This window comes from Lachnoanaerobaculum umeaense (assembly GCF_003589745.1).
Lineage (GTDB): Bacteria > Bacillota > Clostridia > Lachnospirales > Lachnospiraceae > Lachnoanaerobaculum > Lachnoanaerobaculum umeaense.
On record NZ_CP032364.1, the window covers coordinates 767,736 to 792,281 of the forward strand.

Below are 24,546 nucleotides of genomic sequence, written 5' to 3' on the forward strand. Positions count from 1 at the left end.
GCGTGAGTTTAGTGTGAAAGCCCGTCCCGAGCCTTAGTGAAAACGAGCGAAGCGAAGTTTGAACTTAGTCGAGTGGACGCCACCCGGCACACATATGTATGCAGATGTCGAGTGGAAGCATTTATCAAAAAGCTTAATTGAAGCAAAAAAAGTAGTAATCAGATACATTTAAAATAAACAGGAGGAAAAAATTCCATGACAATGAGCGATCCAATTGCAGATATGCTTACTAGAATCAGAAATGCAAATACTGCAAAACATGACTCAGTTGATATTCCTTCCTCAAAGATGAAAATAGCAATAGCTAACATACTTGTAGAAGAAGGTTATGTAGAGAAGTACGAACTTGTTGACAATGGTAACTTCAAGGATATCAGAATATTCTTAAAGTATACAGCTAACAAGAGCGAGAGAATAATAAGTGGATTGAAGAGAATTTCAAAGCCAGGTTTGCGTATATATGCAAGCAGAGAAGAGCTTCCAAGAGTTCTTGGTGGTCTTGGAACAGCTATCATTTCAACAAATAATGGTGTTATCACAGACAAAGAAGCAAGAAAGCTTAATGTAGGTGGAGAAGTATTAGCTTTCGTTTGGTAGTCACCACGCACTTAATGAGCACAAACGAAGTGCAGTGCGAATTTAGTACGAAAGCCCGTCCCGAAATATTGAACACTTAGTGTGAAAGTCGTTCACGACACTCAGCGAAAACGAAGTTTGAGCGCTAGTGGAGTCGAACCCACCCGGCAAATGTATGTTTGCCGATGTCGAGTGGATACAATAAATATAAATTAAGTTTCAACTCTAATAGCAGTAGTCATAAAGAATATTCTTTATTGGCTGCCTATTAGAAGAGATAAAACCTGAAAACATGAGTGAAAACTCACGACAAATTTAAGGAGGAAGACGGCATGTCACGAATTGGAAGAATGCCTATCGCAATTCCGGCAGGAGTAACTGTTACAATTGCAGAAAATAATCATGTGACTGTAAAAGGTCCTAAGGGTACACTTGAGAGAGCACTACCTGTAGAAATGACTATTAAGCAGGAAGGTGATGATATTGTAGTAACTAGACCAAATGACTTAAAGAAGAATAAGGCATTACACGGTCTCACAAGAACTCTTATACATAACATGGTAGTAGGTGTAACCGAAGGCTATGAGAAGGTACTTGAGGTAAATGGTGTTGGTTATAGAGCAGCAAAGCAAGGAAACAAGCTTGTGCTTTCACTTGGATATTCACATCCTGTAGAGATGGAAGATCCAGAGGGTATCACATCTGTTCTTGACGGACAGAATATAATCAAGATTCAGGGTATTGACAAGGAAAAGGTTGGTCAGTATGCTGCTGAGATAAGAGACAAGAGAAAGCCTGAGCCATATAAGGGCAAGGGTATCAAATACTCTACTGAAGTTATCAGACGTAAAGTCGGTAAGACCGGTAAGAAATAATAGGAGGGTAAGTAAATGGTTAGCAAAAAATCAAAAAGCGATCTTAGACTTAAGAAGCATTATAGATTACGTAATCGTCTCAGCGGAACAGCTCAGAGACCACGCCTTGCTGTATTTAGAAGCAACAACCATATGTACGCTCAGATTATTGACGACACAGTGGGAAATACAGTAGTAAGTGCATCAACTCTTGAGAAGAGTGCAAGAGAGGAACTTTCAAAGACAAATGATGTAGAGGCTGCAGCATATGTTGGAACTCTTATTGCAAAGAGAGCACTTGAGAAGGGTATAGACAAAGTTGTATTTGATAGAGGCGGATTTATCTATCAAGGTAAGGTTGCTGCATTGGCTGAAGCTGCCCGTGAAGCAGGATTACAATTCTAATAGGAGGAGAAACATACATGAAGAGACAAATCATCGATCCAAGCAAATTGGAGTTAAATGACAGAGTCGTAAATATCAAGCGTGTATCCAAAACCGTAAAGGGTGGACGTACAATGAAGTTTTCTGCTCTTGTTGTTGTTGGTGACGGTAATGGTCATGTTGGTATCGGTCTTGGAAAAGCAGGAGAGGTGCCGGAGGCTATCCGTAAGGGAAAAGAAGCTGCAACTAAGTCATTAGTTGAGGTTAGAATAGATGAGAATTTCAGTGTACCACATGATTACACTGGAAAATTTGGAAGTGCAAGTGTTCTTTTAAAGAGAGCACCTGAAGGTACAGGTATTATCGCCGGTGGTCCGGCACGTGCGGTACTGGAGCTTGCCGGATATAAGAATATCCGTTCAAAGTCTTTAGGTTCAAATAACAAGACAAATGTATGTCTTGCTACACTTGCAGGTTTAGCAGCACTTAAGACACCTGAAGAGATTGCAAAGCTTCGTGGTAAGTCAGTCGAAGAAATATTAGCATAATAGGAGGAAAATATGGCAAAGTTAAAAATTACATTGGTTAAATCCCCTATCGGTGCTATTCCAAAGCAGAAAGCAACTGTAGAGGCACTTGGTTTAAGAAAATTGAACAAGACAGTGGAAATGCCGGATAATGATGCTATAAGAGGTATGATTTGGCATGTAAGACATCTTGTAAAAGTTGAAGAAGTCTAAAGAAGGAGGTGTAGTTATGGATTTATCTAATTTACAGCCTGCATTAGGCTCAAAGCATAGCGATAATTTCAGACGTGGCCGTGGACATGGTTCAGGTAATGGTAAGACAGCCGGTAAGGGTCACAAGGGTCAGAAAGCTCGTTCAGGTGCTACAAGACCTGGATTTGAGGGTGGTCAGATGCCTTTATATAGACGTATTCCTAAGAGAGGATTTACAAATCGTAACTCTAAGGATATCGTTGCAGTAAACATTTCTGTTCTTGATCGTCTTGAGGATGGTACTTTAGTTACTCCTGATACATTAGTAGCAGCAGGAATTATCAAAAATACAAGAGATGGAGTTAAACTCTTAGGTAATGGTTCATTAACAAAGAAGTTCAATATAAAGTATATTGCTGTTAGTGAAAGTGCAAAAGCTAAGATTGAAGCCGCAGGCGGAACTTGTGAGGTGATCTAATGCTCACAACACTCCGTAATGCATTTAAGGTGAAGGATGTAAGAAAGAAACTTCTGTACACATTTATGATGCTGGTAGTTATTCGCTTTGGCAGTAATTTACCTATACCGGGTGTAAACACAACTTTTTTTAAGAATCTTTTTGCAAAGCAATCAGGCGATGCGTTTGGATTTTTTAATGCAATAACTGGTGGTTCTTTTGAAAATATGAGTGTACTTGCACTGAGTATCACTCCATATATTACAAGTTCTATTATAATCCAGCTTTTAACAATAGCGATTCCGGCACTTGAGGAATTGCAGCAGGATGGCGAAGATGGCAGAAAAAAGATAGTCGAATATACAAGATATTTGACTATCGCACTAGCCCTCTTACAATCTTCAGCTATGGCAATAGGATTTGGCAAACAGGACCTTCTACTTCATTATACAATAAAGAGTGTAGTTGTAACTATATTTACAATGACAGCAGGTAGTGCATTTTTGATGTGGATTGGAGAAAGAATAACAGAGAATGGAGTAGGGAATGGTATTTCCATAGTTCTTTTGTTAAATATACTTTCATCATTACCAAATGATTTCAAGAATCTGTATGAGAGATTCTTAAAAGATCAGACAGTAGCTAGAATGGTAGTTGCTGCAGTTATTATATTGGCATTTATAATTATAATGGTAATATTTACTATTATATTACAGGATGCCGAAAGAAGAATTCCTGTACAATATTCATCCAAAACGCAGGGTAGAAGAAGTGTGGGCGGAACATCATCTCATATTCCTTTAAAGGTAAATACTGCAGGTGTTATTCCGGTAATATTTGCTTCTTCAATATTCTCTACTCCTATAGTTATTGGCCAATTCTTACAAATAAATAATGGCTCAATAGTAGGTGAGATATTGACATATATGAATTCATCAATGTGGTTTAAGCCTGAGGCACCGAAGTATTCTATTGGACTGATAGTTTATATCATATTGATTGTCTTATTTGCTTACTTTTATACATCAATTACTTTTAACCCACTTGAGGTAGCTAATAATATGAAAAAATCAGGTGGTTTTGTTCCGGGTATCAGACCGGGTAAGCCAACAAGTGATTATTTCTCAAAGATTTTAAGTCACATCATAATTATAGGTGCAACAGGCCTTATAATCGTTTGTATTATACCTATAATAATTTCAGGATTGTTCAATATCAGTAGACTTTCATTTACCGGAACATCCTTGATCATCATTGTTGGTGTTGTACTTGAGACAATAAAAGCAATTGAATCACAAATGCTTGTAAGAAATTACAGAGGATTCTTATTAGACTAATCATCTTACGAAAAACCACTGGGGAAATTCTTCAGGGGTTTTTCGTGGTTACTAATGAAATTTAGGGGGTAAAACCATGAAGATTATTATGTTAGGTGCACCGGGTGCCGGAAAAGGTACACAGGCAAAGAGAATTGCAAACAAGTATAATATACCACATATATCTACAGGTGATATATTTAGAGCTAATATAAAAGAAAAAACTGAGCTTGGAAATAAAGCAAAAGAGTATATGGACAAAGGTGAGCTGGTTCCTGATGATATTACTATCGGAATGCTTTTGGATAGAATACATAAGGATGATTGTAAGAACGGATTTGTACTTGACGGTTTTCCTAGAACAATTCCACAGGCAAAATCTTTGACTAATGCTTTATCAGAGCTTGGTGAAAAAATAGATTATGCTATAAATGTAGATGTACCTGACGAATCAATCATCAGTAGAATGAGCGGTAGAAGAGCCTGTCTAAATTGTGGAAACACATATCATATAATGTATTCTGCACCAAAGACGGAAAATGTATGTGATAATTGTGGAAATGAACTTGTTATTAGGGATGATGATAAGCCTGAAACTGTTAAGAAAAGACTTGAGGTGTATCATGATCAGACACAGCCTTTGATTGATTACTATGATAATGAGAAAATACTCGCATCAGTAGACGGTACAAAGGATATGGAAGAAGTATTCCTGGATATTATTGCAGTTTTGGAATAGATTGTGAGGGGAAAATGGCAGTAACAATAAAGTCTGAGAGGGAAATACAATTAATGAGAGAGGCCGGAATAATACTGGCAAAGACTCATGAAGAATTGGAAAAAGCATTACATGCAGGTATGACTACATATCAGGTAAATAAGCTTGGAGATGAAATAATAAGATCATTTGGATGTGTTCCTTCATTTCTTAACTATAATGGATATCCTGCTTCAATATGTGTATCTGTAAATGAAGAGGTTGTACATGGTATTCCATCTAAGAAAAGAATCTTAAAAGATGGAGATGTCGTGAGCTTGGATGCAGGTGTTATTTGGAAAGGATATCATTCAGACGCTGCCAGAACCCATATAATAGGCGAAGGAAGCGATAAGGCAAAAGAACTTGTAAAGGTTACAAGAGAGTGCTTTTATGAGGGAATTAAGTATGCTATTGCAGGAAATCATTTAAATGATATATGCAAAGCCATAGGAGCGTATGCAAAGGAAAGAGGATATGGCGTAGTAAGGGATTTAGTAGGACATGGTATTGGTACACATCTTCACGAAGACCCTGAAGTTCCAAACTTTGATATGAAAAGAGGTGGAATTAAACTACAGCCTGGTATGACCCTTGCAATAGAGCCTATGATTACGGCAGGAAGAGATGAAGTGGTATGGCTTGATGATGACTGGACAGTGGTTACAGATGATAATTCATTGGCAGCACATTATGAAAACACTATTTTGATAACAGAGGGTGAGCCTGAGATTCTTTCTCTGAGAAAATTATGATAAATACAGGTGATATTGTAATATCAATAATGGGTCATGATAGAGGAGAGTATTATTTAGTAATAGAATGTGACAATAATTATATATATGTTGCAGATGGCAGACTAAAGACTCTTGATAAGCCAAAGAAAAAGAATATAAAGCATATTAGAAGACTTGGAAAAAGTGATGAATTTATTGATATAAAAAACAGTGGTGATAACTTTAACGATGTTAAGTTAAAATATCTCTTGAAAAAGTGGAGGAATAAATGTCTAAATCAGACGTTATAGAGATTGAAGGAACAGTTGTTGAGAAGTTACCTAATGCTATGTTTCAGGTAGAACTTGAGAATGGGCATCAGGTATTGGCACATATCAGTGGCAAACTTAGAATGAATTATATAAGAATTTTGCCGGGTGATAAAGTTACTATCGAATTATCTCCATATGATTTGACTAAAGGACGAATCATTTGGCGTGATAAATAAAATAAGACCTTGCATATTATAGTAGTTAATGCTATAATACCATGGCGTCTTTATTAGTAGCGATGAAAGGAGAGTTACAATGAAGGTCAGATCTTCAGTGAAACCGATTTGCGAAAAATGCAAAATAATTAAGAGAAAAGGTTCCATAAGAGTAATTTGTGAGAACCCAAAGCACAAGCAGAGACAAGGTTGATCTGCATAGGAATAAGGAGGAAGTAGGTAAATGGCTCGTATAGCAGGCGTTGATTTACCAAGAGAAAAGCGTGTTGAGATTGGTTTGACATATATCTATGGTATAGGTCTTACAAGTTCAAAGCGTATCTTGAAAGCAGCTGGTGTAAATCCTGATACAAGAGTAAAGGATCTTACAGATGATGAAGTAAAAGAGTTGGCACAGGTTATTTCTGATACTCAGATGGTAGAGGGTGATCTTAGAAGAGAGATTGCTATGAACATCAAGAGATTACAGGAAATAGGATGTTATCGTGGTATTCGTCATAGAAAGAATCTTCCGGTTCGCGGACAGAAAACTAAGACAAATGCAAGAACACGTAAGGGTCCAAGAAAGACAGTAGCAAACAAGAAAAAATAATAGATAATATAGTCTATTCATTTTTTCGAAAAGTAATTTTCGCTGTATGTTTTAAAAACAGGAGCGTAGTAAAGTTTAAAAAGGTAGGTTAGTTTAATGGCAAAGAATGCGTCCACCAAGAAGGTGACAAAAAAGCGCGTAAAGAAAAACGTTGAACGCGGACAGGCACATATTCAGTCATCATTTAACAATACAATTGTTACATTAACTGATACCCAAGGTAATGCAATATCATGGGCAAGCGCCGGTGGTCTAGGATTTAGAGGTTCAAAGAAATCTACTCCATATGCGGCATCTATGGCTGCAGAAACTGCTGCAAAGGCAGCTTTAGTACATGGACTTAAGTATGTAGATGTTATGGTAAAAGGACCTGGTTCAGGAAGAGAAGCAGCTATTCGTGCGTTGGCTGCATGTGGAATAGAAGTAACAAGTATTAAGGATGTAACTCCGGTACCACACAATGGATGTCGTCCACCAAAACGCAGAAGAGTCTAATAGGAGGTACTAAAAGTGGCAATTAATAGAGTTCCCGTTCTTAAAAGATGCAGATCTCTTGGCCTTGAGCCGGGTTTTCTGGGAATAGATAAAAAGTCTAATAGAGATACAAAAAGAGCTAATCGTAAGCTTAGTGAGTACGGTTTGCAGCTTAGAGAAAAGCAAAAAGCAAAGTTCATCTATGGTGTATTGGAGAAACCGTTTAGAAACTATTATGCTAAGGCTGAGAGAATGAAGGGTCAGGTTGGTGAGAACCTTATGATTCTCTTAGAGAGAAGACTTGATAATGTTGTTTTCCGTATGGGATTCGGTAGAACAAGAAAAGAAACAAGACAGATCGTTGATCATAAGCATGTTTTGGTAAATGGTAAATGTGTAAATATTCCATCTTATCTTGTAAAAGCAGGAGATGTTATAGAGATTAAAGAGAAGGCAAAATCATCTGCAAGATATAAGGAAGTTGTAGAGTCAACAGCCGGAAGAATTGTACCGGCTTGGATTGATGCAGATCTTGAAAATTTAAAAGGTACTGTAAAGAGCCTCCCTACAAGAGAAGAAATTGATGTTCCTGTAGACGAACTTCTTATCGTTGAGTTGTACTCTAAGTAATAGGAATCTTAACAGCTGATACTTATTTTCGTATCAGCTGATTTGCTAATAATAGAAATATTTTAGCCTTGAAGTATTAACCAAGTCTCAAATGTTAGAGACATAGATATAGTTTATCTAAAAGGAGGGACAATCGTGTTTGATTTTGAAAAACCCAATATTGAGATTGCAGAGATTTCCGAGGACAAGAAGTTCGGCAGATTCATATGTGAACCACTGGAGAGAGGTTATGGAACAACTTTAGGTAATTCCCTAAGAAGAATCATGCTCTCATCCCTCCCAGGATCAGCTGTCAGTCAAGTTAAGATTGATGGTGTGTTGCATGAATTTTCTTCCATACCTGGAGTAAAAGAAGATGTAACAGAGATCATAATGAATGTAAAAAGCTTGGCAATCAAAAACACATCAAATGATGATGAGCCGAAGGTTGCTTATATAGATTTTGACGGTGAGGGAGTTATCACTGCAGAAGATATTCAATGTGATCCAAGTATTGAAATTATTAATAAGGACCAGGTTATTGCGACTGTTTCAGAAGGCAAGTTCTATATGGAATTGACAATAACAAATGGCAGAGGTTATGTAAGTTCAGATAAAAACAAGGGAGAGGATACTCCTATAGGTGTTATAGCAATTGATTCTATCTATACTCCTGTAGAGAGAGTAAATCTTCTTGTAGAGAACACACGTGTAGGTCAGATGACAGACTTTGATAAGTTAACACTTGATGTTACTACAAATGGTACATTGGCACCTGACGAGGCGGTGAGTTTAGCTGCTAAAGTTTTGAGCGAGCATCTCAATTTATTTATAGACTTATCTGATAATGCCAAAACTGTTGATGTAATGGTAGAAAAAGCAGAGGATGACAAGGAAAAAGTTCTGGAGATGAATATAGATGAACTTGAGTTGTCAGTAAGATCTTATAATTGCTTGAAGAGAGCAGGAATCAATACAGTTGAAGAATTGTGTTCACGTACCTCAGATGATATGATGAAAGTCAGAAATCTGGGTAGAAAATCATTAGAGGAAGTCCTTCAAAAGCTTGAGGATTTAGGGCTTCACCTTCGTGAAAGCGAAGAAGCATAAAAAAGAATAAATAGACATATATAATAAGACCAATGTTTGCATATATATGTTTCCGATGGAGGAGTAAAAATGGCAAAGTATAGAAAACTTTCAAAGACATCCAGTCAGAGAAAAGCATTATTAAGAAACCAGGTTACAGCACTTTTACAGCATGGAAAGATTGTAACTACAGAAGCTAGAGCAAAAGAGATCAGAAAGATCGTTGAGCCACTTATAGCATTAGCTGTTAAGGAGAAGGATAACTTCGACCTTGTGAAGGTAAATGCAAAGGTTGCAAGAAAAGATGCTGATGGTAAGAGAGTAAAAGAAGTTGTAGATGGTAAGAAAGTTACTGTTTATGATGAGGTAGAGAAGGAAATTAAGAAAGATAGACCTTCAAGACTTCATGCGAGAAGCAAGATTAATGCTGTAGTATATGTTCCAACAGAGTTACCTTCAAAGGTAGCCGGAAAGAAGAAAAATACAAAGTCTGTTGACTTGGCAAAGAAGCTCTTTGATGAGTATGGTCCAAAGTATGCTGATCGTAAGGGTGGATACACAAGAATAGTTAAGATCGGTCTTCGTAAGGGCGATGCAGCTATGGAAGTTTTACTTGAGTTAGTATAATATATCAATGAATAGCAGTCTATGACTGCTATTTTTTTGCAAAAATTTAACAGCTTTAGTTTGAGTTTACAGAATATTTATGATATAATTCGATAACTATGACAGGAGATTCTTTTATGATTGAGAAAAAACTTAGAGGATATATTCTGCCAAATATCTTGGCAACTACCGGTACATCATGCTATGTACTTGCAGACACAATTTTTATATCAATGGCGGAGGGTGCAAATGGCATCACAGGTTTGAACTTAGCACTGCCGATATTTGCAATAACTTTTGCAATAGGAGCTATGATTGGTATAGGTTCTGCAACAAAATATGCATTGCTGAAATCACTTGGAGATAAAAAGGAAGCAGATAAATATTTTTCAAATTCATTTATTTGGAGTTTATTGTTTAGCTTACCTTTTTTAATTCTTGGTATTTTTGTTCCTGATTTAGTTTTAAGAGTTTTTGGAGCTGACGAAGTTATTGAGGCTGTTACGCATACATATACACGTATTATTCTTTGTTTATCACCATTTTTTATGCTGAATTTTACATTTACATCCTTTGTAAGAAATGATAATTCACCAAGGATAGCTATGGCGGCAACCCTCATTAGCGGTATTTTTAATATTATATTTGATTATGTACTTATGTTTCCGTTGGGTATGGGAATGGCAGGCGCAGCACTTGCAACAGGCCTTTCACCTATTGTAAGTATGTGTATTTGTATGACTCATTATTTATCAAAAAAGAACAGCATACGCTTTGACCCTATATTGCCTTCTCTTAAACGTCTACTCTTAGCCTGTAGTCTGGGAGTTGTAGCATTTGTAGGTGAGATATCAAATGGTGTGATTACTATGATTTTCAACTATATATTATTGGCACTTGTAGGTAATATAGCAGTTGCGGCATATGGAGTTATAGCAAACTCAGCATTGGTAGGTGTAGCAATGCTAAATGGTGTTTCACAAGGATTACAGCCGGTGGCAAGTGAAACTTATGGTAAAGCTGAGAAAAAAGATTTAAAGAAAATATTTTTGTATTCACTCACAGTGGGTATGATCATAGCAGGAGCTTTAGTGGTAGTGGTAATGGCTTTTGCACCAAATATTATAGCTGCTTTTAACAGTGAACATTCTGATATATTGGCAGAGTATGCTACTATAGGTATTAGAATTTATTTTATAGGATTCTTACCTGCTGCATTTAATATTATTATAGCAGGTTTTTATAGTGCTACAGGTAGAGGAAAGGAATCCTCACTGATAGCCATATCAAGGGGTATAGTTGCAATAATTGTGTTTGCATTAGTTTTATCCGGAATCTTTGGAATAATAGGAGTATGGAGTTCATTTTTTGCAGCGGAAATGTTTACTGCAATATTATGCTTAATACTGATGAGAAAAACTTTTTAAAAATTTTGCAAAGCATGCAATAAAACGATATTCTCATGCATTAATATAGTGAAAGGATGATTTTAAAATGCTTAATTTTGTGGCAATCTTAGAGGAGGGATCAAAAGCTTCGTCAACGGTGGATGATAAACTTATAAAAGATATCGCAAAGGGAAGTATGGAGGCTTTACATACTTTATATGAAAAAACTCATAAAAGTGTATATGCCTTTGCCCTTTCAATAACAAAAAATACTCATGATGCAGAGGATATTTTGCAGGATACTTTTTTGAAAATCTATCAAAAAGCAGCAGATTACACCTCATATGATAAACCTATGGCATGGATTTTTACAATAGCAAGAAATTTTGCACTAATGAAGATTCGTGACGGTAAAAAAGAGGGTAGTTTAGAAGATAATAATGATTTGCCGGAACAGGATTTTTCATTTGTAGAAGATCTTGGGGAACGTATTATTCTTAGAACCACTATAAATAAGTTGGATGATAATGAAAGAACAATACTCTTGCTACACGCAGTGGCAGGTCTGAAAAATCGTGAAATAGCAGATTTACTTGATATGTCAATAAACACAGTGCTTTCAAAGTATAATAGAACAATCAAGAAGATGCAGAAATATTTGGAAGAGGAGGGCTTTTGATGAAAAGAGAAGATATTGAGAAGAAGCTCGACACTGCTGTATCGGGAATGATTCCCGAGGATATGTTTAAAAGAATTTCTGAAAATATCGTTTCTGAGGATACGGAAAGGATGAAAAAAGGAATGAAGAAATTCAGTAAGGGATTTGTAGGAGTGGCAGCAGCTGCTTGTGTACTATTAGCAGTAGGAGTTGTAGGAGTACCATATTATGGTAATAATTATGTACCGGATTCACATGTAGATATTGATGTAAACCCGGGCGTTGAGATTGTAACAAATAAAAAGAACAAGGTTTTAGAAGTACAGTCTACAAATCAAGATGGAGCAAGTGTTATTGACGGAATGAATTTGAAGAATACAGAGCTTAAGGTTGCAGTTAATGCTCTTATCGGTTCAATGGTTCAAAAAGGGTATATAACAAGTGATAATACAGGAATTTTGGTTACTGTAAGAAATAATAATGAGGATAAGGCTAATCAGGTTAAAGCAGAGGTGTTGGATGATATAAATGTTGCCCTGTCCACCAATGATATAAAGGCAAGAGTTATGAATCAGACTGCAAAGAACAGTGTGGATGTAGATAAGTTTGCCAAAGAAAATAGTATATCCATAGGAAAGGCAGTATTTGTACTTAATCTTGCTGCCAAGGATAGTTCTCTGGATGCAAAAGAGCTTGCAAAAATGAAGGTAAGTGATATTGCAAATCTGGTTGTACAAAAGGGAATAGATATCAGAGATATCGTGGATTATGATTCTGATGACAGCATCTGGGAAAATATAGCAGATGCTATTGAAGATATAGATGAAGATGCAAGAGAAAATGCAGTTAGCACAAGTGCTGCAATAAATTCAGCAAAGAACATCAGTATTGAGGATGCGAAGCAGATAGCATTTGCACATGCAAAGATTGCACAAAGCGGCGTTACATTTATCAAAGCTAAACTTGATACAGAGGATGGAAGACAGGTTTACGATATAGAATTCTATAGTGGCAATACAGAATATGATTATGAAATAGATGCCATAAGCGGTGAAATAGTATCAAGTGATATGGATATTGAAAATTATACTATTCCGGATCAAACAGCAGCACAGCCAAATAACACTGCCGGAGATATAGGCATAGAAAAGGCTAAAGAAATAGCCATGTCTCATGCAGGAGTTTCGCCCGGAAGCGTATCATTTGTAAAGGCAAAGCTTGATACAGAGGATGGTGTAAAGGTTTATGATATAGAATTCCACAGCAGTAATGTTGAGTATGATTATGAGATCAACTCTGCAACAGGTGCAATAGTGTCATTTGACCAAGATATTGAAAACTATGCGATACCTACACAGCCGGCAGCGCCTACACAGGCTGCATCTTCAGGTATCTCAGTAGACAAAGCAAAGCAGATAGCACTTTCACATGCCGGTGTTAGCGGTGCAAGTTTTACAAAGGTAGAACTTGATACAGATGACGGCGTAAGAGTTTATGAGATTGAATTTAAGGTTGGAAATGTAGAATATGAATATGAGATCAATGCTTCAAGTGGAGCAATTATCTCAAGTAGCTCAGAGGTTGATGATTAAGTATATAACCTGAATACTAAAAGAATAGTAAAATAATAAGTTATAAAAGTAACGATAGGATATATATTGACAAACAACTAAAAAGGATTTAGAGTGTAATCAGATACTCCTAACAGGGAAGATATGGTCTGACTTGAAAGGTGGTTTGTGAATGTATTGATATGTGCTTTAGCACATTTATTTGAGTACCCAAAGCCACCGAGGCTTTGGGTTTTTTTTATACAAAAATCTATTATTTATAAAGGGGAAATATGGATAACAGAGTAGCATTGATGGCAATAATTGTTGAGGACAGAGATTCTGTAAAAGAACTCAATGATTTATTGCATGAGTACGGAGATTATATTATCGGAAGAATGGGTATACCATATCACAAAAGAGGTATAAATGTGTTGTCAGTGGCTCTTGACGCACCAAATAATGTAATTTCAAGTCTGTCCGGTAAAATAGGGAAATTGTCAGGAGTAAGCATAAAAACCGCCTATTCAAATGTGGGTAATGCCAATGGCTAAAGATATATCACTGTATAGGACTGACTTTAAAAATACTGAATATGACAGACATTTAGAAATTGATAAAAGTATTGCTCTGATAGAAAGATTAGAAAAAGAAAGGAGTCTTAGCCTTAAAGAATACCAATATCTTGTAGAGAATTTGAACGAAGAGGTATTTGATTATATCAGTAAAAAGGCAAGAATTATAGGCGATGAAAATTACGGTAAAGATGTTTATCTCAGAGGCTTGATAGAAATAAGCAATATTTGCAAAAACGATTGTTATTATTGTGGAATAAGACATTCAAACAGAAATTGTGACCGCTACAGGCTCACAGAAGAAGAAATACTTGAATGTGCGGATGAAGGATACAGACTCGGTTACAGAACCTTTGTAATGCAGGGAGGTGAAGACGGAAAATTTGAACCGGATTATATATGTAGTATTGTAAAGAAAATCAAGGAAAAGTATAAGGACGTTGCCGTTACACTTTCTTTGGGAGAATATGAGAAAGAAGACTATCAGAAAATGTTTGACGCAGGTGCGGACAGATATCTTTTAAGACATGAGACTGCGGACAAAGAACATTATGAGAAACTTCATCCAAAATCCATGTCATTTGAACACAGAATGAACTGTCTTAAAGCTTTAAAAGATATCGGATTTCAGGTAGGATGCGGATTTATGGTGGGCTCACCGTATCAAAGCTCTTTTACATTGGCAAAGGATCTGAAGTTTATAGAAGAATTTGGACCGCAGATGTGCGGTATAGGACCTTTTATACCACACCATGATACTGCGTTTAAGGATGAAAAAAGCGGTAGTATTCAAATGACTTTATTTTTAATAGCTATACTTAGAATAATGAGACCGAATATGCTAATACCGGCAACCACTTCTTTAAGTACTTTGGACAATCTGGGGAGAGAGAAGGGAATACTTGCAGGTGCAAATGTGGTGATGCCAAATCTTTCACCGCTAAAAACAAGAAAAAAATATGAACTATATGATGGAAAAGTATGTACAGGAGATGAAGCTGCTCACTGCATTGGATGCATTACTAATAGAATCAAAAATATAGGTTATGGAGTTGCAAAAGTAAGAGGAGATTATAAATGTTTAAATACGATGTAAAATCAAGGAACGCCGAAGAATTTATAAACCATGAAGAAATATTGGAGACACTAAAGTTTGCCGAGGAAAATAAAAACAATATTCCTTTGATAGAAGAATACCTTGAAAAAGCAAGACCGAAAAAAACGGAAAAAGGTATTATAGCTAAGGGGCTTACTCATAGAGAGGCATCAGTACTTCTTGCCTGTGAGGACAAGGAAATCATAAAAAAGATTTATGCTCTTGCAGGAGAGATAAAGCAGACTTTCTATGGAAACAGAATAGTAATGTTTGCACCTCTCTATCTTTCAAATTATTGTGTAAACGGATGTGTATACTGTCCATATCATGCAAAGAATAAGAATATAGCAAGAAAGAAACTTACTCAGGAAGAGATAAAGAATGAGGTAATTGCACTTCAGGATATGGGACATAAGAGACTTGCCATAGAATCAGGTGAGGATCCTATAAACAGTCCTATTGAGTATATACTTGAATCTATAAAGACTATCTACAGTATAAAGCATAAAAATGGTGCTATAAGGAGAGCAAATGTAAATATTGCGGCTACTACAGTGGAAAATTATAAAAAGCTCCATGATGCAGGTATAGGAACTTATATACTTTTCCAAGAGACATACAATAAGGAGTCCTATGAGAAACTTCACCCTACAGGACCAAAGCATAACTATATATACCATACAGAGGCTATGGACAGAGCTATGGAGGGTGGTATTGATGACGTAGGTCTTGGAGTACTATTCGGACTGGAGTCATATAGATATGAGTTTGCAGGGCTTTTGATGCATGGGGAGCATTTGGAAGCTACATTTGGAGTAGGACCTCATACTATAAGTGTACCCAGAATTAAAAGGGCCGATGATATAGATCCTGATGCTTTTGACAACGGACTTGATGATGATACTTTTGAAAAAATCATTGCATGTATAAGAATAGCGGTTCCTTATACCGGAATGATTATCTCTACAAGAGAGAGTCAGGAAGTAAGAGAAAGAGCTTTGAAGGTGGGAATTTCACAGATAAGCGGTGCTTCAAGAACCTCAGTCGGAGGATATACAGAGGAAATCAGACCTACAGATTCAGAGCAGTTTGATGTATCGGATCAAAGAACTTTGGATGAGGTTGTGGACTGGCTTATGGGAATGGGACATATACCTTCATTTTGTACCGCCTGCTACAGAGAAGGCAGAACAGGTGACAGATTTATGAGCCTTTGCAAGAGCGGACAGATCATAAACTGCTGTCATCCTAATGCTCTTATGACTCTCAGTGAATATATGACCGATTATGCATCCGATCAGACCAAAGAGCATGGAATGAAGATGATAAAATCGGAGATTGAAAAGGTAAGCAATCCGAAGGTAAAGGAAAGAGCAATTCAGTATATCAATGAAATTGAAACTACAAATGCAAGGGATTTTAGGTTCTGATATGAATAGCACACCGATAGGAGAGAGAGCGACTATTTGCCTTTTCGGTCGCTGTAATGTTGGAAAATCAAGCTTAATAAATGCTATAACTTCACAGGATATTGCAATAGTATCGGATATAAGCGGAACTACTACAGATCCTGTTAAAAAGAGTATGGAGCTTTTACCATTCGGTCCGGTGGTACTTGTGGATACTCCGGGACTTGACGATAAGAGCAGTCTTGGAAATTTAAGAGTGGAAAAGAGTTTGGAATATATAGACAGGGCCGATCTTATACTCTTTGTAGTGGATGCAGGAAGCGAGTTTAGTGATGATGAGCTTGAATTTTTAGAAAAGATAAAAGAGAAGAGATGCCTTGTTGTAGGAAATAAAAGTGACTCTATATCAAATGAAGAAAGAAAAGATGAAAAAATTGATATATATGTTTCTGCATTAAATAATATCAATATAGATAAGCTGAAAGATAAGATGTCTGAGGTTCTCGGCAAAGAGAAGAAAGAAAAGACCATACTCGGTGATATGATGAAGGAAGGTGATATTATAATGCTTGTAACACCTATAGATTCATCAGCACCAAAGGGTAGACTTATTTTACCGCAGCAGCAGGTAATAAGAGAAATTCTTGACAGGCATGGTATTGCTGTTGTGGTTCAGGTAGATGAGATAGAAGCAACACTTAAAAAATTTAATGATATTGCCTTGGTGGTATGCGATTCACAGGTGTTTAAGGAAGTAGATGAATTGATACCACAAAGCATACCTCTTACCTCATTTTCAATAATATTTGCCAACTATAAGGGTGCTCTTTACAATCTTTATAATGCTACAAAAGTGATAGACACACTTAAAGAAGGAGATAAAATACTTATAAGTGAGGGCTGTACCCACCACCGTCAATGCGAAGACATAGGAAGTGTTAAAATACCGAAACTGGTCAGAAAATTCACAGGTTTGCAGGATGAAGATGCGTTGAAATTTGAACTTACAAGTGGAGGAGAGTTTCCAAAAGATCTTTCAGTATATAAGATAATAATTCATTGCGGTGCCTGTATGTTAAATGAAAATCAGATGAAGTCAAGGATGAAGTATGCAAATGACGCTGATATACCTATGACAAATTATGGTATATCAATAGCTTATATGAATGGTATACTTGAAAGAGCAATGAAGCCTCTGGAAGGAAAATTTTAGACAATAAAAATGGATGAGTTAACAGCTCATCCATCTTTTATCTAAGGCTCAACAAAGATATTGAGTCTTCATCTCTAAATTGAAGTGAGATTTCAGTAAGTTCATCCGGCGTCTCTTTCATATCTCTACTCATCCAAAATACAAGATTATTGTAAATGCCTCCAATAATATAAGAAAGCTCATATTGTTTGTAAAGAGGGGCATTATGTGCAAATTCATTGAAGTGAAACCTCTTTGAAAGTACATCCAAAAGTAAGGAAGAGAGATTTGCAGAGTGAATGATTAAAAGTTCATTTTTATAATTGTAAAAAGCCATATATATTGAATGTATATATAGTGTAAAATCAATACTTGACATATCAGTAAATCCGTCAAGTGACTCCTTTAAAACCATATCAAAAAAGAATGAAATAATATCATCCTTAGATTTAAAATGCCTGTAGTATGACGAACGGTCAACTCCTGCTTTTTTGGCAATTTCTCCTATTGAAATTTTGGTATAATCTTTTTCAATCATCAGCTCTAAAAGAGCGGTGGACATATAGCCCATCATCATCTCATGTGTAGTATTTTTTCGTCTCATATACATCTCCATAGCAAAATACAAATGCATTATAATATTAGAAAAAATAAAAGGCAATATATATCCTTTATTTTAGATATATATTGCCTCAAAAGGGAAAAATGGAAAACAAGCTTTTATAAATTGGAGGGTTTATTGCTCGTCTTTTTTCTTAGTTGCACCTGCAACTATTCCCATTGCGATAAATGAACCGAGTAACATCATTATATTTCTAGTCATATCAATATTATCAGCAGTTTTTGGAACAGAGAATTTTCCTCTTGTTTTAGTATTTGACCCTGGACCTGCAGTTGAAGGAACTTTGCTTGCATCTCCGGCAGTGTTCTGATTGCCGGTATTTGTAGCCGGAGTAGCCGGATTTTGTGCAGGACCTTGGTTTGTAGTTGTATTAACGCTTGCAGAACGTTTGTTTGAGCTGTAGCTTGAACCACCACCTGAACTCTTTCTTGAGTTAGAATTTGTAGCCACAGATGGAGTAGCAGGCTTTACAGTTGCATTGGATTCAGTTGCTTTATTTGGTGTAGAAGGTGTAGCAACAGCTGGAGCTGGTGTAGCAGCCTTGACATCATTTATTATGAATATAAACTGTGCATTTGAATTTTTTGCTGTTCTTCTTACATAAATTGCATCATTTGAAGAAAGGCTCTGTATGCTCTTTCCTGAAGGGAGCTCAAGTGTAAAGTTTCCTGATGTATCAGGTGTAGCCTCACGATTTGAAAGAGGTGTGATATCAGCACTTGCATTGAAGATATTGTTTGCAACTGCAGCAGTTATAGTGGCAGATGTCTTTGGTGCAATAGTATATTCATATGTGTAGTCATTTAAACTCTCAGCAACTGAATTATTATAAAGTGAACCACCGATAACCTTTGTAGAAAGTGCAGTGTCACCTACTGTAGGGATTTCTATGCTGATTTGAGTATCATTATTGATAATTTTATTTGCTACCGCACTGAATGTAGAAGTACCAACAGTTGAGGTTACTTTAATACCCATTTGTTCTGAGTTGTGGAAAAGTGTCTGCCAATTTGCCGGAAGCTGGAAGCTAAAACCTCTCCATGCACCGGATGTTCCGCTCCATGTAAGTGTAGGTGCAGAAACTACAGTATTGCCTGTATTATTTACTATATCAATGCTTGTAGTTGCTTTAATAGCATCACTGATTCCGGAACCTTCAAGAGATACAGTAACAGTATTTCCTGATATAGTAATAGCATCAGTGTTTGGAATAGCATGTCCTTGAGCTACGGTTGGATGTGTAGCAAAGCTGCCGGCCATAACATTTAATGTAGGTAATGCTGTTGTTGATATGATTGGTGTAGCTAAAGCTAATGAAAGAGCTAAACTAAGTGCTCTTTTTGATAAATTTAATTTCATGGTTTATCTCCTGTTTTTTGAATGATTTTTAATATGCGTTTATTATACATGGTTTTTAAGACTAAAAACAAAAAAAGTATAAATTGCGTGAATTAAGGTATGAAATGCAGAATATTTACAAATATTACATTATACTTACATTTCTTATCTTTTTTTTATAACGGTATTGTTCTATAATGAAAGAGCTAAACTAAGTGCTCTTTTTGATAAATTTAATTTCATGGTTTATCTCCTGTTTTTTGAATGATTTTTAATATGCGTTTATTATACATGGTTTTTAAGACTAAAAACAAAAAAAGTATAAATTGCGTGAATTAAGGTATGAAATGCAGAATATTTACAAATATTACATTATACTTACATTTCTTATCTTTTTTTTATAACGGTATTGTTCTATAATAATATATATTATAGAAGACTATTATTTTGATAATAGGAGGAAATTATTTTGAAAAATAATAATACACTGGGAGTTTTGATGCTACTTCTCGCAGCCTTAATTTGGGGATCAGCTTTTTCAGCCCAAAGCATAGGAGCAAGATACATAAATGCGTATACATTCCTGGCAATAAGAAGCTGGATATCATTTATTGCAATGATTCCGGTCGTTTATTTTTTTAAGAAGAAAAGAAGCTCAAAGAAAGATACAAATAATAAATCATATAAAAAGATTTTATTTATTGCAAGCTTATGTTCAGGTTTTTTCCTATTTATTGCAAGTGCAATGCAGCAGATAGGCATACAGGAATCAAATGCTTCAAAAGCAGGCTTTATTACAGCACTCTATGTGATTCTTGTTCCGCTTATTTCTATTATATTTTTGAAGATAAAAGAAGGCATCAGGCTTTGGGTAAGTGTTGTACTTAGTGTTATAGGACTTTTTTTGCTTTGTATACATAGTGACTTCACTCTTCAATATGGTGATGCAATACTGTTATTTTGTGCATTACTTTTTGCCATGCAGATATTTACAGTAGCACATTTTGTAAAAAAAGTGGATGTCTTGGATTTATCTATATTCCAATTCTTGGTTGTAGCTTGTTTTTCAAGTATTATTATGATTATATTTGAAAGACCATCTATAGAAATGATAATTAAGGCAATGCCGGCTCTTTTATTTGTAGGACTTCTAAGTGGAGCTTGTGGATATACATTACAAAATATTGGCCAGCAGTATGTTAGACCAAGTATTGCCAGTCTTTTGATGAGTCTTGAGAGTGTTTTTAGTGCTATATTTGCCTGGATAATACTGGGAGAAGTTTTGGGAAATCGTGAAATGATAGGAGCTATACTTATGTTTACCGCTATTATATTGGCACAGTTACCTATCAAAAGGACAGAATGATGGATATCTATGATTTAATAAAAAATGAAGAAAGAATATCCTTTATAGGTATGTGTAAGAATGCAGGTAAGACTACAGTACTGAATGAAGTAATAAAAAGATCGCATGAAAATAATGAAAGCGTAATACTGACCTCAATAGGTAGGGATGGAGAAGAGCTTGATCTGGTAACCAATACAAAGAAACCGGAAATATATATTTACAAAGATGATTATATTGCAACTGCAAGAGATTTGATAAAATATTGTGATATTACAAAGGAAATAGTGGAGAGCACAGGAATATATACTCCTATTGGAGAGATTATAATCATCAAGGCTATTAGTGACGGATTTGTACAAATAGCAGGACCTTCCATTGCTACTCAGATGTCAATACTATGTGAGAATTTCAAAAGATACTCTAAGAGTAGGATTTTGATAGATGGTGCACTTGAGAGAAAAAGTATAGCTACAGAGAAGGTGAGTAATGTAGCAATACTTTCAAGTGGTGCTTCATACAGTTTGGATATGGAAAAGACTATAAGAGATACAATATATACCACAATGCTTTTTTCACTTCCTAAATTTCATCTTGATTTACCGAAAGATTTTAGCAGAGATACTTATAGAGATAAGTATTATATTATAGAAGAAAACACAATAAAGCAAAGTGATAAGAAAATAGACTTAAGAGAGATATGGGCAAGAGAGAGCGATATGGAGAATATTTTTGTAAACGGAGCTTTAAGCGATGCTATGATAAATTCGCTGCTGCTTTCCAATGCCAAGCTTGAAGGAAAGCAACTGGTATTTTTGGACGGTTCAAGAATTTTGATAAAGTATGATAACTTTGAAAAACTAAAAAGAAGAGGATTGATATTCTCATGTATTGATACAATAAATATTTTGGCAATAACTATAAATCCTTTTTCTGCCTATGGAAATCACTATGATAGTGAAGAGTTTTTAGAAAAGATGCAGGAAATGACAGAATTGCCGGTTATAAATATTGCAAACAAATATAGGGGGTAGTATGGATTTTTGGCAGAGGGAAAATATTGGTTTTGAATTTATAAAAAGTAAGATGTTGCCTGCAACTCCTTTTGGAATGGAACTTAAAAAAAATATAAGACCTTTTGGAAGAGATGAAAGAGATATACTTAATGAAGAGCTGAACAATTTAAATAAAGTATATCAAAAATATGATTTAGTAAAATCAGATATCAATACGATTAGAAGGATATTCATGCAGATGAAGGATGTGAGAGGTTCTATTAGATTTGGTGTAGAGAATGTATTATCAGATATAGAGCTTTTCGAGATAAAAATTCTTTTGATGCAGATAGAAAAATTAAAACCATTTATTGAAAGGGTATCCATGGAACTTTCTCTGACAGGATTTAGGATAGAATCTGTAAGTTTCGTGGTAGATATACTGGATCCTGACGGAAGGAGAATACCTACCTTTGCTGTATATGATGAATATTCAGATGAACTGAGAGATATCAGAAAGAAAAAGCGTGAAATAGAAATTAAAATGCAGGAAAATGCCATTGCTTTTGAAGAATGGAAGGATAGAAGACTTTTGATGGCAGTGGAAGAAGAAAAGGAAGAAAGAAGGATAAGGGAAGAGTTATCCATTAAACTAAGACCATATTTTGATATAATAATATTGAATATAGAAGTTATATCAAGATTTGACCTTCTTTTAGAAAAATATCGTGTAGCGAAACTTTACCCGTCCTGTTTTCCTGAGATTAAAGACGACATACTTTTATTAGAGGAGACAAGAAATCCATATATATGCAATATACTTGAAGAGAAAAGCCTAAGCTTTACGCCTATCTCAATAGAGATGTCACAGGGTACAACAGTGATTACGGGTGCAAATATGGGAGGTAAGAGTGTTACATTAAAGACTGTAGCATTAAATACATATCTGGCATTATGTGGTTTCTTTGTATATGCAGATAGAGCAAGTATTCCTCTTTTTGACGAAATAATAATGATATCTGAGGAATCACAGTCTGTAACCAAGGGGCTTTCAAGCTTTGGAGCACAGATAGTTGAGTTGAAGAATCTTTTAAATGAGATTGAAAAGAAATTTGTTTTTGCCATACTGGATGAGTTTGCTAGAGGTACAAATCCTAAGGAAGGTGAGGGCATAGTAAGAGGCTTGGTGGCACTTTTAAATAAAAAAAAGGCTATGAGTTTGCTGGTAACTCATTTTGACCATGTGGCAGAACTCTCAGGAAGTCATTATCAAGTGAAAGGCCTACAAGGGACTTTAGAGGATAGAATATCAAAAGCATTACTGACTAAATCAAATGATGATGCAAAAATCGTTGCAATAGCAGAGTTTATGAATTATGGTATTTTTAAGGTGAATAAGGATGTAAAACCTCCCAAGGAGGCATTAATGATTTGTAGACTTTTAGGATTACAAGAGGAACTTTTAGATATTTTAACAGAGATAAATTAGAAAGGCAGGAGTATGCCGCTTACTATTAGGGATATCATTGAGAACAATTTTTTTCCGGGTACAGAGCTTATGACCGGAAGGGAAAATGCCGGAAATATAATCAGCTGGGTCAACGTACAGGAAATACTGGATTCTGTGGATATGGTCGGAAGTGGTGAACTTCTTATAACAACCGGATTTGATTTGGCTGATCATACAAGATATTTCAACTTAATAAAGAGACTTAAGGCAAAGGGTGTAGTGGGGCTTATGGTTCAAACCGGATATTATGTGGACAGTATACCTGTATATATCTTGGAGTCCGCCAGAAAATACAAATTTCCGGTTCTGGAATTGCCGGCAAGCTTTTCGTTTTCAGAAGTTTTAAAGACTTTGATCAGTGAGATAAATAGAGAATCGGTATTGGGAAATCAGAGCTATCTGGACTACAATTATTTCTATCCAAAGCTTAAGAAGAAACTGAAAGAAAGCCTTGAAAGAGGCATAGGAAACAAACAGGAATTGGCAGTGTTAGCTGTTTCTGCAGTGAATGTTTATAATGAAGTAGGATCTGATGTAGCTGAGGCATTTGAAAGTATAAATTCGCTGGTTGTATTTAGATGTGACACATATATATGTCATTTTGAAAAAGGTCTTCAAATGACTTTTTGTATAGGAGTAGAAACCGGAGAAAAGCTTAAAGATCTGATGGATGAGATACAGGTGGTACTTATAAGATTGTCAAATAAGGTGGGGTTAAACCTTTTTGCCACTGCAGATGTTTTAAAAGATAATAGTGGACTTGAAATTGCTATAAAACATTGTATGGAAGCCTTACAAACCTTGCACAGTATTAGAGCTATCAGAGGTATTTGTATTTATGAGCATATGGCATTCCTAAAAAAGATGTATTCAATATATAGAACAAATACTCTGTATTCAAAGGAAAATAGGGTATTAAGACTTTTACTTGACAAGGACAGGGAGTCAGACAGCGATTATATAAAGACTGTAAGATTTTTACTTGAGGAAAACGGTAATGTAACAAGGGCTGCCAAAAGACTTTTTATACATAGACATACTCTAATAAATAGAATGGATAGTATCAAAGATTTAACAGGTTTTAATTTTGATGATTACTATGAAAGACTGGATTTATCGCTGGCCTTGATACTTAATGATTTTTTCGATTGATTTTATAAGATATAGATTGCAAAAGATACTGTAATCTGTATCTTTTTTATTTTAAATAT

At 35.6% G+C, this 24,546-nt stretch carries 30 protein-coding genes; 28 read left to right on the plus strand and 2 right to left on the minus strand.

Annotated elements, in window-relative coordinates; all coding sequences use genetic code 11:
• Positions 1 to 195 precede the first annotated feature (195 nt).
• The 24 genes from rpsH to hydF all read left to right on the plus strand — a co-directional run bounded on the left by rpsH (position 196) and on the right by hydF (position 17,546).
• Positions 196 to 597: a 30S ribosomal protein S8 gene (gene rpsH / locus D4A81_RS03460; RefSeq protein ID WP_007593334.1), complete on the plus strand. Its 402-nt coding sequence runs from the start codon at positions 196 to 198 to the stop codon at positions 595 to 597.
• Positions 598 to 908: 311 nt separating this feature from the next.
• Positions 909 to 1,451, plus strand: coding sequence for a 50S ribosomal protein L6 (gene rplF / locus D4A81_RS03465; protein WP_111525419.1), 543 nt, complete (start codon positions 909 to 911; stop codon positions 1,449 to 1,451).
• A gap of 15 nt (positions 1,452 to 1,466) precedes the next feature.
• Positions 1,467 to 1,835, plus strand: a complete 369-nt coding sequence (gene rplR, locus D4A81_RS03470; protein WP_111525420.1) for a 50S ribosomal protein L18 — start codon at positions 1,467 to 1,469, stop codon at positions 1,833 to 1,835.
• 17 nt (positions 1,836 to 1,852) lie between these two features.
• Positions 1,853 to 2,362 carry a 30S ribosomal protein S5 gene (gene rpsE, locus D4A81_RS03475; protein WP_007593327.1) on the plus strand — a complete coding sequence of 170 codons (510 nt, stop codon included), beginning with the start codon at positions 1,853 to 1,855 and terminating at the stop codon, positions 2,360 to 2,362.
• A 12-nt stretch (positions 2,363 to 2,374) separates the two neighbouring features.
• Entirely contained in the window at positions 2,375 to 2,554 is a 180-nt protein-coding gene (gene rpmD, locus D4A81_RS03480; RefSeq protein WP_111525421.1) for a 50S ribosomal protein L30, read from the plus strand.
• A gap of 16 nt (positions 2,555 to 2,570) precedes the next feature.
• Entirely contained in the window at positions 2,571 to 3,011 is a 441-nt protein-coding gene (gene rplO, locus D4A81_RS03485) for a 50S ribosomal protein L15 (protein ID WP_111525422.1), read from the plus strand.
• The gene (secY, locus tag D4A81_RS03490) at positions 3,011 to 4,327 is read left to right on the plus strand and encodes a preprotein translocase subunit SecY (protein WP_111525423.1); all 1,317 of its coding nucleotides are present in this window, start codon (positions 3,011 to 3,013) and stop codon (positions 4,325 to 4,327) included. The genes rplO and secY overlap by 1 nt, the downstream gene beginning before the upstream one ends.
• A 76-nt stretch (positions 4,328 to 4,403) precedes the next feature.
• On the plus strand, positions 4,404 to 5,045 hold the full coding sequence (locus D4A81_RS03495; protein ID WP_111525424.1) for an adenylate kinase: 642 nt from the start codon (positions 4,404 to 4,406) through the stop codon (positions 5,043 to 5,045).
• 14 nt (positions 5,046 to 5,059) lie between these two features.
• Positions 5,060 to 5,818: a type I methionyl aminopeptidase gene (gene map / locus D4A81_RS03500; RefSeq protein WP_111525425.1), complete on the plus strand. Its 759-nt coding sequence runs from the start codon at positions 5,060 to 5,062 to the stop codon at positions 5,816 to 5,818.
• Positions 5,815 to 6,090 carry a KOW domain-containing RNA-binding protein gene (locus tag D4A81_RS03505; protein ID WP_111525426.1) on the plus strand — a complete coding sequence of 92 codons (276 nt, stop codon included), beginning with the start codon at positions 5,815 to 5,817 and terminating at the stop codon, positions 6,088 to 6,090. The genes map and D4A81_RS03505 overlap by 4 nt, the downstream gene beginning before the upstream one ends.
• Complete coding sequence (gene infA, locus D4A81_RS03510) at positions 6,069 to 6,287, plus strand: translation initiation factor IF-1 (RefSeq protein ID WP_007593317.1); 219 nt, start codon at positions 6,069 to 6,071, stop codon at positions 6,285 to 6,287. Before D4A81_RS03505 ends, infA begins: the two co-directional genes overlap by 22 nt.
• A gap of 79 nt (positions 6,288 to 6,366) precedes the next feature.
• The gene (gene rpmJ / locus D4A81_RS03515) at positions 6,367 to 6,480 is read left to right on the plus strand and encodes a 50S ribosomal protein L36 (protein ID WP_003497809.1); all 114 of its coding nucleotides are present in this window, start codon (positions 6,367 to 6,369) and stop codon (positions 6,478 to 6,480) included.
• Between the two features lie 30 nt (positions 6,481 to 6,510).
• A complete protein-coding gene (gene rpsM / locus D4A81_RS03520; RefSeq protein ID WP_111525427.1) occupies positions 6,511 to 6,879 on the plus strand; it encodes a 30S ribosomal protein S13 in 369 nt (122 codons plus the stop codon).
• A gap of 96 nt (positions 6,880 to 6,975) precedes the next feature.
• Positions 6,976 to 7,374 carry a 30S ribosomal protein S11 gene (rpsK, locus tag D4A81_RS03525; protein WP_007593313.1) on the plus strand — a complete coding sequence of 133 codons (399 nt, stop codon included), beginning with the start codon at positions 6,976 to 6,978 and terminating at the stop codon, positions 7,372 to 7,374.
• A gap of 15 nt (positions 7,375 to 7,389) precedes the next feature.
• The gene (rpsD, locus tag D4A81_RS03530; protein ID WP_111525428.1) at positions 7,390 to 7,983 is read left to right on the plus strand and encodes a 30S ribosomal protein S4; all 594 of its coding nucleotides are present in this window, start codon (positions 7,390 to 7,392) and stop codon (positions 7,981 to 7,983) included.
• A gap of 135 nt (positions 7,984 to 8,118) precedes the next feature.
• Positions 8,119 to 9,072, plus strand: a complete 954-nt coding sequence (locus tag D4A81_RS03535) for a DNA-directed RNA polymerase subunit alpha (protein ID WP_111525429.1) — start codon at positions 8,119 to 8,121, stop codon at positions 9,070 to 9,072.
• Between the two features lie 69 nt (positions 9,073 to 9,141).
• The gene (locus D4A81_RS03540; RefSeq protein WP_111525430.1) at positions 9,142 to 9,678 is read left to right on the plus strand and encodes a bL17 family ribosomal protein; all 537 of its coding nucleotides are present in this window, start codon (positions 9,142 to 9,144) and stop codon (positions 9,676 to 9,678) included.
• Between the two features lie 116 nt (positions 9,679 to 9,794).
• Positions 9,795 to 11,084, plus strand: a complete 1,290-nt coding sequence (locus D4A81_RS03545) for an MATE family efflux transporter (protein ID WP_111525431.1) — start codon at positions 9,795 to 9,797, stop codon at positions 11,082 to 11,084.
• Positions 11,085 to 11,151: 67 nt separating this feature from the next.
• Entirely contained in the window at positions 11,152 to 11,724 is a 573-nt protein-coding gene (locus D4A81_RS03550; protein ID WP_111525432.1) for an RNA polymerase sigma factor, read from the plus strand.
• Positions 11,724 to 13,295, plus strand: a complete 1,572-nt coding sequence (locus D4A81_RS03555) for a PepSY domain-containing protein (RefSeq protein WP_111525433.1) — start codon at positions 11,724 to 11,726, stop codon at positions 13,293 to 13,295. Before D4A81_RS03550 ends, D4A81_RS03555 begins: the two co-directional genes overlap by 1 nt.
• Before the next feature lie 251 nt (positions 13,296 to 13,546).
• Positions 13,547 to 13,807, plus strand: a complete 261-nt coding sequence (locus tag D4A81_RS03560; protein WP_111525434.1) for a TM1266 family iron-only hydrogenase system putative regulator — start codon at positions 13,547 to 13,549, stop codon at positions 13,805 to 13,807.
• Positions 13,800 to 14,924 (plus strand): [FeFe] hydrogenase H-cluster radical SAM maturase HydE, encoded by a 1,125-nt coding sequence (gene hydE, locus D4A81_RS03565; protein WP_242977718.1) that lies wholly within the window; start codon positions 13,800 to 13,802, stop codon positions 14,922 to 14,924. The genes D4A81_RS03560 and hydE overlap by 8 nt, the downstream gene beginning before the upstream one ends.
• Positions 14,906 to 16,354 carry a [FeFe] hydrogenase H-cluster radical SAM maturase HydG gene (gene hydG / locus D4A81_RS03570; RefSeq protein WP_111525436.1) on the plus strand — a complete coding sequence of 483 codons (1,449 nt, stop codon included), beginning with the start codon at positions 14,906 to 14,908 and terminating at the stop codon, positions 16,352 to 16,354. The genes hydE and hydG overlap by 19 nt, the downstream gene beginning before the upstream one ends.
• Positions 16,332 to 17,546 carry a [FeFe] hydrogenase H-cluster maturation GTPase HydF gene (gene hydF, locus D4A81_RS03575; protein WP_111525437.1) on the plus strand — a complete coding sequence of 405 codons (1,215 nt, stop codon included), beginning with the start codon at positions 16,332 to 16,334 and terminating at the stop codon, positions 17,544 to 17,546. Before hydG ends, hydF begins: the two co-directional genes overlap by 23 nt.
• A 37-nt stretch (positions 17,547 to 17,583) precedes the next feature.
• On the opposite strand, the gene D4A81_RS03580 is transcribed toward hydF, so the two are convergent.
• Together D4A81_RS03580 and D4A81_RS03585 are read right to left on the minus strand one after the other, a co-directional pair.
• A complete protein-coding gene (locus D4A81_RS03580) occupies positions 17,584 to 18,129 on the minus strand; it encodes a TetR/AcrR family transcriptional regulator (protein ID WP_111525438.1) in 546 nt (181 codons plus the stop codon).
• 132 nt (positions 18,130 to 18,261) lie between these two features.
• On the minus strand, positions 18,262 to 19,506 hold the full coding sequence (locus D4A81_RS03585; protein WP_111525439.1) for a hypothetical protein: 1,245 nt from the start codon (positions 19,504 to 19,506) through the stop codon (positions 18,262 to 18,264).
• A gap of 448 nt (positions 19,507 to 19,954) precedes the next feature.
• On the opposite strand from D4A81_RS03585, the gene D4A81_RS03590 reads away from it, so the two are divergent.
• From D4A81_RS03590 to D4A81_RS03605, 4 genes are read left to right on the plus strand one after another with little or no spacing between them, the layout of a single operon-like run.
• The gene (locus D4A81_RS03590) at positions 19,955 to 20,851 is read left to right on the plus strand and encodes a DMT family transporter (protein WP_242977720.1); all 897 of its coding nucleotides are present in this window, start codon (positions 19,955 to 19,957) and stop codon (positions 20,849 to 20,851) included.
• Positions 20,851 to 21,864, plus strand: coding sequence for a lysine 5,6-aminomutase reactivase subunit KamB (gene kamB, locus D4A81_RS03595; RefSeq protein ID WP_111525461.1), 1,014 nt, complete (start codon positions 20,851 to 20,853; stop codon positions 21,862 to 21,864). The genes D4A81_RS03590 and kamB overlap by 1 nt, the downstream gene beginning before the upstream one ends.
• Before the next feature lies 1 nt (position 21,865).
• A complete protein-coding gene (gene kamC, locus D4A81_RS03600) occupies positions 21,866 to 23,314 on the plus strand; it encodes a lysine 5,6-aminomutase reactivase ATPase KamC (RefSeq protein WP_111525441.1) in 1,449 nt (482 codons plus the stop codon).
• A 12-nt stretch (positions 23,315 to 23,326) separates the two neighbouring features.
• Positions 23,327 to 24,487, plus strand: coding sequence for a PucR family transcriptional regulator (locus tag D4A81_RS03605; protein WP_111525442.1), 1,161 nt, complete (start codon positions 23,327 to 23,329; stop codon positions 24,485 to 24,487).
• The last annotated feature ends 59 nt before the right edge of the window (positions 24,488 to 24,546 follow it).

Bases quoted from the DNA above. Each gene is read 5' to 3' on its own strand.
- rpsH (WP_007593334.1), top strand. From the start codon at position 196: ATGACAATGAGCGATCCAATTGCAGATATGCTTACTAGAATCAGAAAT.
- rplF (WP_111525419.1), top strand. From the start codon at position 909: ATGTCACGAATTGGAAGAATGCCTATCGCAATTCCGGCAGGAGTAACT.
- rplR (WP_111525420.1), top strand. From the start codon at position 1,467: ATGGTTAGCAAAAAATCAAAAAGCGATCTTAGACTTAAGAAGCATTAT.
- rpsE (WP_007593327.1), top strand. From the start codon at position 1,853: ATGAAGAGACAAATCATCGATCCAAGCAAATTGGAGTTAAATGACAGA.
- rpmD (WP_111525421.1), top strand. From the start codon at position 2,375: ATGGCAAAGTTAAAAATTACATTGGTTAAATCCCCTATCGGTGCTATT.
- rplO (WP_111525422.1), top strand. From the start codon at position 2,571: ATGGATTTATCTAATTTACAGCCTGCATTAGGCTCAAAGCATAGCGAT.
- secY (WP_111525423.1), top strand. From the start codon at position 3,011: ATGCTCACAACACTCCGTAATGCATTTAAGGTGAAGGATGTAAGAAAG.
- D4A81_RS03495 (WP_111525424.1), top strand. From the start codon at position 4,404: ATGAAGATTATTATGTTAGGTGCACCGGGTGCCGGAAAAGGTACACAG.
- map (WP_111525425.1), top strand. From the start codon at position 5,060: ATGGCAGTAACAATAAAGTCTGAGAGGGAAATACAATTAATGAGAGAG.
- D4A81_RS03505 (WP_111525426.1), top strand. From the start codon at position 5,815: ATGATAAATACAGGTGATATTGTAATATCAATAATGGGTCATGATAGA.
- infA (WP_007593317.1), top strand. From the start codon at position 6,069: ATGTCTAAATCAGACGTTATAGAGATTGAAGGAACAGTTGTTGAGAAG.
- rpmJ (WP_003497809.1), top strand. From the start codon at position 6,367: ATGAAGGTCAGATCTTCAGTGAAACCGATTTGCGAAAAATGCAAAATA.
- rpsM (WP_111525427.1), top strand. From the start codon at position 6,511: ATGGCTCGTATAGCAGGCGTTGATTTACCAAGAGAAAAGCGTGTTGAG.
- rpsK (WP_007593313.1), top strand. From the start codon at position 6,976: ATGGCAAAGAATGCGTCCACCAAGAAGGTGACAAAAAAGCGCGTAAAG.
- D4A81_RS03540 (WP_111525430.1), top strand. From the start codon at position 9,142: ATGGCAAAGTATAGAAAACTTTCAAAGACATCCAGTCAGAGAAAAGCA.
- D4A81_RS03545 (WP_111525431.1), top strand. From the start codon at position 9,795: ATGATTGAGAAAAAACTTAGAGGATATATTCTGCCAAATATCTTGGCA.
- D4A81_RS03550 (WP_111525432.1), top strand. From the start codon at position 11,152: ATGCTTAATTTTGTGGCAATCTTAGAGGAGGGATCAAAAGCTTCGTCA.
- D4A81_RS03555 (WP_111525433.1), top strand. From the start codon at position 11,724: ATGAAAAGAGAAGATATTGAGAAGAAGCTCGACACTGCTGTATCGGGA.
- D4A81_RS03560 (WP_111525434.1), top strand. From the start codon at position 13,547: ATGGATAACAGAGTAGCATTGATGGCAATAATTGTTGAGGACAGAGAT.
- hydE (WP_242977718.1), top strand. From the start codon at position 13,800: ATGGCTAAAGATATATCACTGTATAGGACTGACTTTAAAAATACTGAA.
- hydG (WP_111525436.1), top strand. From the start codon at position 14,906: ATGTTTAAATACGATGTAAAATCAAGGAACGCCGAAGAATTTATAAAC.
- hydF (WP_111525437.1), top strand. From the start codon at position 16,332: ATGCAAGGGATTTTAGGTTCTGATATGAATAGCACACCGATAGGAGAG.
- D4A81_RS03580 (WP_111525438.1), bottom strand. From the start codon at position 18,129: ATGAGACGAAAAAATACTACACATGAGATGATGATGGGCTATATGTCC.
- D4A81_RS03585 (WP_111525439.1), bottom strand. From the start codon at position 19,506: ATGAAATTAAATTTATCAAAAAGAGCACTTAGTTTAGCTCTTTCATTA.
- kamB (WP_111525461.1), top strand. From the start codon at position 20,851: ATGGATATCTATGATTTAATAAAAAATGAAGAAAGAATATCCTTTATA.
- kamC (WP_111525441.1), top strand. From the start codon at position 21,866: ATGGATTTTTGGCAGAGGGAAAATATTGGTTTTGAATTTATAAAAAGT.
- D4A81_RS03605 (WP_111525442.1), top strand. From the start codon at position 23,327: ATGCCGCTTACTATTAGGGATATCATTGAGAACAATTTTTTTCCGGGT.